This is a genomic window from Teichococcus wenyumeiae (genome assembly GCF_003696345.1).
In the GTDB taxonomy this organism is placed as follows: Bacteria; Pseudomonadota; Alphaproteobacteria; order Acetobacterales; family Acetobacteraceae; genus Pseudoroseomonas; species Pseudoroseomonas wenyumeiae.
Genome location: NZ_RFLX01000003.1, coordinates 391,656 through 402,239 on the forward strand (window position 1 = coordinate 391,656; position 10,584 = coordinate 402,239).

At 64.8% G+C, this 10,584-nt stretch carries 8 protein-coding genes; 3 read left to right on the forward strand and 5 right to left on the reverse strand.

The window, feature by feature from the left end; translation table 11 throughout:
- The first annotated feature begins 144 nt into the window (after positions 1–144).
- Positions 145–765: a metal-dependent hydrolase gene (locus EBE87_RS07230; RefSeq protein ID WP_233553135.1), complete on the forward strand. Its 621-nt coding sequence runs from the start codon at positions 145–147 to the stop codon at positions 763–765.
- A 489-nt stretch (positions 766–1,254) separates the two neighbouring features.
- Positions 1,255–1,419 (forward strand): hypothetical protein, encoded by a 165-nt coding sequence (locus EBE87_RS07235; protein WP_199707247.1) that lies wholly within the window; start codon positions 1,255–1,257, stop codon positions 1,417–1,419.
- A gap of 195 nt (positions 1,420–1,614) precedes the next feature.
- Here the strand turns inward: EBE87_RS07235 and EBE87_RS30460 are convergent, their stop codons facing one another.
- Together EBE87_RS30460 and EBE87_RS07245 are read right to left on the reverse strand one after the other, a co-directional pair.
- Complete coding sequence (locus tag EBE87_RS30460; protein WP_120637613.1) at positions 1,615–1,947, reverse strand: helix-turn-helix domain-containing protein; 333 nt, start codon at positions 1,945–1,947, stop codon at positions 1,615–1,617.
- An 897-nt stretch (positions 1,948–2,844) separates the two neighbouring features.
- The gene (locus EBE87_RS07245) at positions 2,845–3,204 is read right to left on the reverse strand and encodes a hypothetical protein (protein WP_122139946.1); all 360 of its coding nucleotides are present in this window, start codon (positions 3,202–3,204) and stop codon (positions 2,845–2,847) included.
- Between the two features lie 191 nt (positions 3,205–3,395).
- On the opposite strand from EBE87_RS07245, the gene EBE87_RS07250 reads away from it, so the two are divergent.
- Positions 3,396–4,109: an HAD domain-containing protein gene (locus EBE87_RS07250; protein ID WP_120637614.1), complete on the forward strand. Its 714-nt coding sequence runs from the start codon at positions 3,396–3,398 to the stop codon at positions 4,107–4,109.
- An 893-nt stretch (positions 4,110–5,002) separates the two neighbouring features.
- Here EBE87_RS07250 and EBE87_RS07255 read toward each other — a convergent pair.
- The 3 genes from EBE87_RS07255 to EBE87_RS07265 all read right to left on the reverse strand — a co-directional run.
- A protein-coding gene (locus EBE87_RS07255) for an IS5 family transposase (protein WP_408887701.1) occupies positions 5,003–5,796 on the reverse strand; the annotation gives its coding sequence in 2 pieces (ribosomal slippage) (positions 5,003–5,433 and positions 5,433–5,796; 795 coding nt in all).
- A 644-nt stretch (positions 5,797–6,440) separates the two neighbouring features.
- Positions 6,441–9,830 carry an ATP-dependent helicase gene (locus EBE87_RS07260; RefSeq protein ID WP_120637615.1) on the reverse strand — a complete coding sequence of 1,130 codons (3,390 nt, stop codon included), beginning with the start codon at positions 9,828–9,830 and terminating at the stop codon, positions 6,441–6,443.
- A 15-nt stretch (positions 9,831–9,845) separates the two neighbouring features.
- Positions 9,846–10,584 (reverse strand): hypothetical protein (locus EBE87_RS07265; protein ID WP_233553134.1); only part of this gene is annotated, 739 nt, incomplete at its 5' end.

The window sequence follows — 10,584 nt, forward strand, 5'->3', positions numbered from 1 at the left end:
TCATACCGCCAGCCGGGCCTTGTTGCAGGTCTTCTTGCCAGAAAGCGTCGTCGCCGAGGCGAAATGTTAAGAATCAGTCTTGTAGGGATGAATCCTGACTCCTAGTTTGAGCGATCTGCACCAGGGTATTGTCAACGCGTCATGATGGCGGGCTCGCATATCGCGCTAGGGGCGGCGGCATGGTTCGCCGCCGCACCGCGGTTGGGCATGCCGGCGTTGGACCCCCTGTCTCTCGGCCTCGCGGTGCTGGGCTCTCTGCTGCCGGATATCGACCATCCCAAGTCCTGGGTCGGCAAGCGGGTCTGGCCCTTGTCCCTGGTCTGCGCCAAGCTCTTCGGCCATCGCGGCATGACTCATTCGCTCATCGCCGTGGCGGGCTGTGCGGCCCTGCTGCTGGACGGGCGGATGCCATTGCCGATCACGGCGCCCCTGGTTGTCGGCTACCTCTCGCATCTGGTCGCGGATCTGCTGACCCCCGGCGGGCTGCGGCTTGCTTGGCCCTTGAAAGGGACATGGTCCCTGCCGCTCTGCCGCACCGGCTCGGCCTTCGAGCCGCTGGTTGTGGCGCTGATGCTGTCCTGGGCCTGGGGCGCGACCAAGGAGCGCTTCGACCCGCAAGCCGGCCTGCGGGCCGCCGGAGTGTGCCGCATTCTGGGGCCGGAACTGCCCTCCCTCTGCGGGCCGGGGGTCCTGCCAGGGCCACAGGCCAACCGGGTGGGGCTGGCATGGCTCCGCGATACCCTGCCACCTGTGATCAGCCGATGAACCCGGAGTGGCGGATGGGGTGGGATTCGAACCCTTATCTGAACTGCTCTAGGCCTGCTACGATATTGTTTTCTGTAAATTAGTCAACCATTTCAGCCTTCCAGCGCTATAAAAGTTCTCGTCGTCAACCTGCACATCTGGGTATCTTAGTTCGGTGGGCCAATGGCTACCGACCATCAGGCAGGCTTAAAACCCGGGCGCCCGCCACCCACGCTTTCCACAGGGACCTCCGCGTATCCACAGGATCGGGGGTCGCTGCGCTTTTTGGATAGGAATGCTCGCGCCCCCCGATCCTGTGGATACCCAGCACCTCCTATGGAAAGCATGGATGGCCCCCGTCGTCGGGCTGTCGATGGGGAAGGCGTCGAAGCGATCCGCTACGATATTTGCGGCTGAGGGCTCATTTAGTCCTGATTGAGCGTCTTAATACATCAGCCCGGAGTGCGCCCGGTCGAACCGGTTTGGGGTATCAAATCCTTGACTACCCTGGTGCCTATAGTTGCTAGCCTGCTACCGACGGCTGGCGACCCGCCCCCTTCCTGCCACAGCCGCAAGGACGCATTGTTTGCCACTGGTGGCGATGGTGGCGCCCGCTTGGCCGCCATCGCCTCGCTGCTGGAGACCCGCAAGCTGAACGGCGTCAGTCCGCAGTGACATTTAACTGACCTGCTGACCCGACCCGTAAACGGCTGACCGGACAGCCGTTGCGACGAAATCATGCCATGGTGCTGGGCTGAAGCGGGCGAACGGCCGTCAAACGCCGTTGCGTAGGGCTTCCTGACAGCGCTTACCGCTCATCTCAATTGGCTGATGGAAGTTGGATAGCAGGAGCAAACTTTGGTTAGCCGATTACGGGGGCGTGGTGTTTCGCCGAGAGCGCGCCGCGCCCACTCGCTTCCTTTGAACTCGGCTATCCTCAGGTTCGACTGGACTGTCTGTAGTCCTGGGCGGCTTCGTGTGCCGAATGCCCTCAGTCTTTGCGGATGGTTCGAGCAGAAACTCAATCCCGCATGCCCTCAGCGCTTCTGTAAGCGCCAGAACCGTATTTAGGCGGGCGTCCGTATCTCCAACCTCGAGCCGCCGCAGAGCGCTAACGCTGACGCCAGCCCGAAGAGCCAGCTCTGTTTGCGTCACGTTGGCTAGGATTCGTGCGGCAGCAAGAAGCCGCGGCGACGGCAGCATGCTCGCGTCTCGTCCGGTGACTGATCTAATCGAAGGACCTGTGACACCCCGTAATTACCAAGCTGTCCAGAAAATCCTTCTGATAACTCTTTGAAAACGCCTAAGAGAGCTTTTAAAGCGCTTTTCCTTGTTGAAGGTAGAATGCAGGTGTGGCAACTCTGCGCTCCAAGTCCGATTCGCGGTCGGTCGTATGACCACCGGTTCGACAACAATCGAGGGCCCGCATGTCCGAGAGTTACAAGCCAGCAGGGGCTAGCAGGGATCCGTGGGACCTTGTCGTTCTCGCAATCAACCTCCCAGCATTAGTTCCGACTTGGGTGGGCGGGAGGCCGCTCCTGTGAGCAAGCAGCCCGCACCACGGAACCTGGATTGGTCGTCGCGGCGCCCCATCGCAATCCTTGAACTCGACGGTCTCCGGGCAGGAGGCCAGCGGTACTGGAATACGCATCATCCCCATGAGGTCGCGATTACGTACCCGGATGGCGGCGCCCCGCTGGCTTGGCTGATTGCCAACGAAAGCTCGTGGGCAGAGAGTGGATGTCGCTGCATTTGGCAGGTGGAACAGCACCTGTCTGCTGCTCCCTTGTGCTGCGACGGCGCCAAGACGGGTAAGGGTCTCTGCCCCCGGGCAGCTATCGCTTCCATCGTCGAGGCGACCCGCGGTTACCTCGTATTGTCGAGCGATGGCCTGAACACGGCTGCGTGGCTCCGGAGCCTGTTTCTGGCCGGATCAGCAGAAGCCTCTGACTTGAAGGTGACTGACTTGGTCGGCTGGGCACAACGCCGGTACGATCCGGACGCCCTTCGAGACGCAGCCCAGGCAGCAGACACGCTGATACGCCTGGAGACAAGGGCGGCATCGTCTGCGATGAAATCTGCCACGTTCGTCCGGTACCTTCACGGCGCAAGCAGGAAGCAGCCAAGATCCCCCCAGAAGCGTTCGTCGGCGAAGCTTGATCCGCCTGCTGAAGGCGCCTGATGCGCTCCTCCCGGGAGATAGTGGCCCGTATGGATCCCTGGTGCGTCGCCCCGGTGACTGATGACGAGTGCCGCCTCTTTGGATTTGCCGCTCAGCATCCGGCTACCAATGGTCTGTCCTGGCTGGCCTCCACCGAGGTCGAGACATTGGACCTGGATGAGGGTCGCGCTCGAACGCGCAGTGGCCGCCTGTACAGCCTGGGGCGGAAATTCGAGCTTCATGTTCTCCGCCAGGAAGGTGAGGAGGCATGGGTCGTGTTCCATCTCCTGCTCGCTCATGACCTCACCCGCGCGGGGTGGTTCGAACTAGCCGGGATCGAGCAGAGCCGTGATCCACTATGGGCGGCCTGCTGCAAGGCTGCTCGGCACCTTCGCATCGCGCCGCCGGTTCGTGATCGATCCGCCTGCATAGAATTCATGCGCTCTCACGCTGAAGAGTATCTGTGGCCACGCGGTGCCGGTGGTGATCCGTGACAAGGCTGGTCCGCATCCTGTTCCTGGACATCGACGGTGTGCTGCTATCCGGGCGCGCCTGGTTGCTTCCGGCAAACCGTCGCCTGCAGGCGAAGCTGACAACGATGGCGGGTCAGGGCGGGACCGAGCTCATCGCAGCGGAAGCCGTGTTCGATCCGGTGGCCGTTGAACTTGTCAATCGTGTTGCAGAGGCGACAGGCACCCAGATCGTGGTCTCCTCAAACTGGCGCTATCGGCCTGGTCCAAGGAAAACGCGCTGCAAGCTGTTGGAACAGGGGATCAGGGCGGAGCTCATGCATCGGGACTGGTTCTGCGTGACAGCCAGTCAGTTTCTTAAGGACAAGGCGACCGACATCAGCCGGTGGCTGCAAGCCCATCCCGATGTCAGCGACTATCTGGCCATTGACGATGAGGCGGATCTGGTCCCGGGACGAACCCTGCCCGTCGACCCGCTGGATGGCCTCGGGCCTCGCGAAGCGGCCGCAGCAATCAGGTTCTTTGGCGCGGGGCACGTCGCTCTTGGCGTTGGTGCCCTCCCACCGGGGGATCATGAGATGGTGATCGCCAAGCATGGTGGCGACAGGGTGAGCGCAGCGATGTGGCTCGAAGGCGTACCGGTGCGTTTGACGCGACGGCATCGTCCATCTTTTGTCCTTGGAAGCACGCGGCACGGCGGTATGGAGTTACGAGACTGGCTGAGAGCAATATGAGCGACGTAAGTTCAGGGCGTATCAACAGACGCCCCCTTCGACGCCCCGTAGCAGTACTGGAACTTGACGGTCCCCGAGCGGCCGGTAACCGCAGCTGGAACTCGTCTTATCCGCACGAGGTCGCGGTTGCTTACCCTGATGGTGGCGCTACCGCAGTTTGGTTGGTCGCCCGGGAGGAACTCTGGAGCGATGAGGGATGTCGGTGCGCCCAGCGGGTAAAGCAGCATCGCGCCAACATCGTGCTCTGCTGCGAGGGATCCGCGGCTGGCCGGGGCCTTTGCCCGACTGCTGCGACCCTTTGCATCCTCAAGGTGACGTCCGATCATGACGTCCTGTCCTCGGACGGTCCGAACACATCTGCATGGCTCCGGAGCCTATTCACGGCCGGGCAGGCTGACGCACTCGATCTGGAAGTGGGTGACGTTACTGACTGGGCACGACGTCGGTACAAGCTCGATGACCTTCGAGACGCAGCTTTCGTATCCGATACAGGTGCGTACCCAGTGAACAGGGCAGCCTCAGCCGCAGAGAAGGGGGCGTTGTATGTCCTGTCCTTATATGGCCTACCTAGAAGACTGGGGACACCGCGTCGTAGTGGCGTCCCGGTGGTAAAGTAGGCGCATGCCCTGAAAAGACGTGACGCACCCTTTCCCAGTGGGTGGGTATCGATGGATCCGTGGTGCGCATTGCTGGTGATTGGCGATGAAAAAAGGCCCTTCCAGGTATGCGCTCGATCACCCGGCCACTGACGGCCTATCACGGTTAATCTGTATGCTCGCGGAACACTGCTGGGGCCTGGTGTCTATGTGTCGGGTGCGCGCCGGATCGAACGCGTTATGCACTCAAAGAGCAGCTAGTTCCGCCACCACAGCGACACGGAAGATTAAGGCCTGTTAGATCTTGATCCAATCGGCGGCGGCTGCGAGGCAGAGGATGCTGAGGAAGGATCTGGCAGTCTTCTCGTAGCGGGTGGCGACGGCGCGCCATTCTTTCAGGCGCGCCCACAGGTTCTCCACCCGCGAGCGGTTGTTGTAGATCCAGGTGGGACAGGCGACCGGCGCATCCGTGCGCCTGGGTGGAATGGCAGGACGTGCGCCCATGTTCCAGATCCGCTCGCGGAAGGCATCGGAGGCATAGCCGCGGTCACCGATGATCCACCTTGGCACGTCCGGCAGGCTGTTGAGCAGACCAGGTGCGAGCGGCAGTTCATGCGCCTGGCCAGGCGCGAGAGCAAAGGCGATGGCCCGCCCGCGCCCGTCAGCGATCACGCAAGCCTTGGTGCCATAGCCACCGCGAGAGCGGCCAAGTGCTTCACGCACATCTCACTCTCTGCCATGGGCCCCCTTTTTTCCGCGCCCGCTGCCTTGTGGTGAGCACGGATATTGGTGCCGTCGAGGAAGGTCATGCCGAGCGCTACACCCTGCTGCTGCACCAGCGCCAGCAGGCGCTCCCAGACACCAGCCTTGGCCCAGCGGATAAAGAGCTGCGCCGCCAGCCACCAAGGACCGAGATCGTCTGGGATGCTGCGCCACTTGGCGCCGTTCTGGTGCCGCCAGAGAATGGCCGAGATGGTCCGTCGGAGGCTCTTCGGTGGCGTCTTGCCGTGAGGCCTGACCTCCTCGATCAGTGGCTCCCACACCGCCCAGGTCGCATCCGTGAAAACCTGATTGCCGTTGCTCTCCGCCATACCCAGAACATGGGAACAGCATTCAAGCTCTAACAGGCCTTAGATCCGAGATTACAAAGCCAAAATTGGTCTTCGTGTCACTGGATTGCGGATAAGAATGCGTTTGCTGTCACTGGATCCGAGTTAAAGCTTCCCCCCGGGGTCGATGCGGCGCCGATTCTTGGTGGCCTTTACCGCTAAGCGCCGTAGCCGTGGATCGGCGTGGAAGATTGGGTTTGACGCAGTTTCGCTGCAGAGCCTCGTAGCCTTGGCAAGGGCAGACATTCTGAGACTTTCAACCCAGCTAAATTGACTTAAAAAGTGGTGACGGATCTGTTTGTCCAGACCAACCTTCGCTTGGTGGAAGCACGCAGTTGGCCCTGATCAGCGGAATTGCGTCAGAGCCAATATTCCACGCCGATCCACTCGATGGCAGCCGGAAGACCCGCGAGGCAGCAATCGCCCAGCTCGCCCCCGTCCGTGGACCAGCGCGCCGGTTTTTATCGGCATGGCGGCCTCTCCTGCCGCCCTACATACCAAGGGCCTGACGACCCCCAGGCCGGAGTTGCAGGGATCCAAGATCCATTCCAGCAGGGCGGCTGCGGCAGTTAATCGCCCAGCGCGCCCGCACGCTACCTTCGAGCGGACGCGCTCGCTAGGAACCTTCACATGATGTCCGAGTGACCGCCGATCGCCAGATCTCCTGCCGGAAAGCGGCCGCACGCGAACCAGTGCGGACACCGGGGGCACGTCTCGCCATGCGGGGCGCTAGGAAAGTGTCCAGCGGTCAGCTGAAGGCTCAGCTCGTCCAGCTTCTTCTTGCGGTTCGCCAGTACGCGTTCGGTGAAGACCACCTCCCTCACGCTCCCGTCAGTGAGGCTGGCCACCTCGGCGCGACCCGGGCCGCCGCTCGACGTCAGCCGGGCGGCAAGGTGCAGCAGCACCTCGCTCAGGTCCGTGTCATCCCTGCGATCACTGCCTGTACGGATGCGGCGGAGGGTACGCCCCCCGTCTATCGCCAGCGCATCTTCGGCGCGCACGACGACGCGCACCGCGCCGACGATGACGGCGTGCGTCCCGGGGGTGAGACCACCTCGCCCCTCGAGCCTGTCGTGCAGCGACGTAACCAGCTGCGCACCGAGCGCGCGGTAATGCACCGCGTACCCGTGATCGTGCGGTCCATGGTCCAGCCAGAGGCCGTCGAACACGGCATCGAGGCTCACGAGATCTCCCGGCGCGACGTCATCCCCGTCTGCAAGCCGGTTGATCAGACGCTGCACGCAGTCATGGGTCTGCGAGAACGGCCCCGTCTGCCTTGCGGCCCGGATACCGAGGAGCACCGTGTGGAGGAACCTCCTGGGACACCGTCGCATCATCTCGACATGGTGGGCGCCCAGGCTGGGGCCGCCCGCGGGCCAGGAGATGACGACGTGCGCCTCCGGCGGCACCGGGACAGGCGCCACGGGCGCTGCGACCGCATGCGTCAACATGGAGGCGACCCTGGTGAGGTACGAGGAAGGCTTGCGCCTTCTCACGGATGCCGCCTCGCTTCGGTAGAGCCGGAGGTGCGTCCTCGCCCGCGAAAGCGCGACGAAGAAGAGGCATTCTTCCTCGGCGTCGGCGTCGGCCACTGGAGTCGTCGAGGCCACGTCCACGAGTCCTGGCGGCGGAGGGCAGGCCGGAGCGCTGTAGGGATGCGGAAAGCCGCCGTTGTGGAGACCGGCCAGATGAACCGCCTCAAATTCGAGTCCCTTGCTGCCATGTACGGTCATGACATGGACCGCGTCCAGGCCGCGAGCAGCCTCCGGAACGTCGGAGAGCGAACCGGCCTCGCCGAGCATCGCCAGCCGCCGCAGCCGTCGCAGAAAGCGCGCGACCGGTGGCCCCGACCCTCCAGGGGGCTGGGTGCGGATTGCCTCCATGAGATTCCAAACCGCGAGGCACCGCATCCGCCCCTCGACGCCGGGAGCCAACGCGAGGTCCGCGAGCCAGCGCGAGCGGACCATCATCAGCGTCGTAAGCATCGCCCACGGTGACGAGAATGGGGTATGGCCTGCGAGGTCTTCGCGCAGTCGGGCAAGACCTGCCGCACCTGCGGGGGACAAGCCGGTCAGGGCACAGAGGTCGCCGAGCGCCTCAAGCACGGTGCGCTCGCCCGAACGCAGCGAGGCTGCGGCGATCCGGACATCCTGGAGGCACAGGCCGTAGCGCGGGAGCGACCCGACGCGTGGCAGTCCCGCCCCGGTCGTGTCGGCCGCCAGACTCAGAATGCTGAGGAGATCCCGCACCTCGTCCCTCTCCAGGACGTTCCCGAGGCGCAGGACCGGGATGCCCGCAGCCTCGAGGGCGCCCGAGATCTTCTCGGCCTGTGCGTTCCCGCGGCACAGGACGGCCTGCTGGCCGTGCCGGACCCCGCGTCCGGCCAGTTCAGTCACGGCCGCGACGACCGCCGCCGCCTCGGCGCCGTCGTCCGGACACACCGCCAGGACCGGAGCATGACCGGCCAGCCCCCGATGCGCCTCAAGATCCGGTTCGGGCGCGCCTTCGGCGGCCGCCATGGTGCGGGCGAAGCCCAGGAAGGCCCCGACGACCTCGGCACAGGAACGGTAGTTGACGCCGAGGCTGTGCGCGAAGTGCGGGCCGAAGTCCTCGCTGAAGCGGGACATGCTGGCGGAGGAGGCGCCGCGAAAGCGATAGATCGCTTGCCGAGCGTCGCCGACGGCCCAGATCTGCCCGCCCGGGCCGACAAGGGCCTTCAGGAGGCGGATGCTTGCCTGGTTTACGTCCTGGTACTCGTCCACGAGGACATGGCGGTGACGCCCTCTCAGTTCGGCGGCGAGTTCTGGATCGCCCTCCAAGAGCAGTGCGGGCAGCATCACCTGGTCGCCGTAGTCCACCGCGTCCAGGTTGCGAAGCATGCCCTGGTAGGCTTGGTAAACCCGGGCGACCTCCGCTGCCCGCTCCGCCGCATCGACCTTAACTGGGTCGTCGGCAGCTGCAAGCATCGCCTCGGCCAGTTTCTCGTAGCGATCAGGGCTGACGAGTTCGTCCTTGGCCCGAGAGATGGCGCTCAGGATACCCTTGAGCAGCCTCTCCGGCGCCCAGAGGTTCCGGTGATGCACGAGGCCGAGCGTCGCAAGCAGATCCTCCAGCGCCTCCACCGCGGCCGCGCCGTCGAGTAGGGTAGGGTTGCTCGGCAAGCTCAGCCGGTCGGCATGCCTGCGGATGAGGTCCATGCCGAATTGGTGAAAGGTGCCAACCCAGACCCGGGCGCCGTCGTCGGGCAGGTCCGCGCAGATCCGCTCCGACGCCTCCGCCGCTGCCCGCCTGGAGAAAGTGAGCACGAGGATGGAAGCCGGATCGACGCCCCTCTCGACCAGGCGCCGCACCCGGGCGACGAGCGTGCGGGTCTTGCCGGTACCCGGACCGGCGGACAGCAGCAGGGGGCCGCTGCCGTGCGACACCGCGGCCTCCTGCGAGGAATCGAGCCCGGGCGCCACACCACCGCCGGACGGGGTGGGAGCGACGTCGGGCAGCAGCAGGGAATCGAGGAGCTGCCGCTCAACAGCCCCGCGTGGCAGGCCGGTCCGCGCCACGATGGCGGCCGCGTTCAGCCCATTGTCCAGGTAGAGGCGCCGCGCCTCTTCTCGCGGCAGCGCGAATTCCCGGGCGAAGACCTCGGCCTCCAGTTCCCGGCGCTCGCTAGGGCCGTAGTCGGAGAGGCGGACCCGGGACTTGGCGGTGCCCGCCGCCACGAGGGCGTCATGCCCGGCGGTGAGGCGGTGGACGGCTTCGTGCCCAATCTCGTGTGCGAGAAGCAGCGCCCGCTCCCCATCGTCGCCCGACCTAGCGCAGATGACCGTCGCGGCCTGCGCATCGAGATAGGCGACCGTGCCGTGGAGTAGAGGACTCGAGGGATCGACCCAGGTGACCTCGAAGCCCAGGTGCCTGGCCGCAGCTTCGGCGAGATCAAGGATCGCGGGCCTCGCAACCTCTGCGGCTGTCGCCTGACGGAGGGCGCGTGCCGCGATTCGCGCAGCGTCGAAGGAATTCATCGCCGCGCTCCCTGTCTATTCGGCCAGCATCCTCGCGATCTCCTGCTCCGGCATCCCAGCCTGGCGCGCGACCTCCTCGAGCGACATGCCGTGCTCGCGGGCGGCAGGCTTCCCTTCCGCCCGGGCTGCCATCGCTGGGGGAAGCCGGACACCCGAGGCCGCGTGTCTGACGACGTCGTTCGCTGGTACCGGCACCGGCATCGCGGCACCGATCCTGGCTGCGACAACGGTGGGCAGGTTCACCACTTGGCCGTTCCGGATAGCCCCGAGCACCGCTCGTGACATGCGGGCCGCCCTGGCGACCTTGGCGAAGGCCGTGGTGTCGAGGTTCGCGAAGAGATCAGACGGCACCGTCGCGGGCGTGGTCGCGGTCTCCTCCGCCAAGCGTTTGCCATGCCGGTCGAGGTGGAGGTCGAGCAGGTGGCGGCAGATCGCCTGGAGCCTCACACCGATCTCGTGCGCTTGCAGCTGGAGCCTTGCATGCATCTCGGCGTCCATCCGGATGGTGCGGTAGACCGGCGTGTCGCCGCGGTCGCGGCGTCCCTCCCGCAGCGTCCGCGAGTGTTCCGCCACCGCCTCGCGCATCTGGTCCAGCGTCCGGTCGCGGGCGGTTGCTCGGAACACGGCCAGTCCCTCGCGGAGCGCGTCGACGATGCGCTCGTTGGACGGCATGTTGATTTTCGCTGAGACCTGACCCGGCGTTTTCATCGAGAAATGACCCGGCCAGGAATATGTCCTGCGGGCTGTGGCCGCA

Coding starts and splice junctions, on each gene's coding strand:
- EBE87_RS07245 (WP_122139946.1), bottom strand. CDS start 3,204: ATGAGCGAGCAGGAGATGGAACACGACCCATGCCTCCTCACCTTCCTG.
- EBE87_RS30460 (WP_120637613.1), bottom strand. CDS start 1,947: ATGCTGCCGTCGCCGCGGCTTCTTGCTGCCGCACGAATCCTAGCCAAC.
- EBE87_RS07230 (WP_233553135.1), top strand. CDS start 145: ATGGCGGGCTCGCATATCGCGCTAGGGGCGGCGGCATGGTTCGCCGCC.
- EBE87_RS07260 (WP_120637615.1), bottom strand. CDS start 9,830: ATGAATTCCTTCGACGCTGCGCGAATCGCGGCACGCGCCCTCCGTCAG.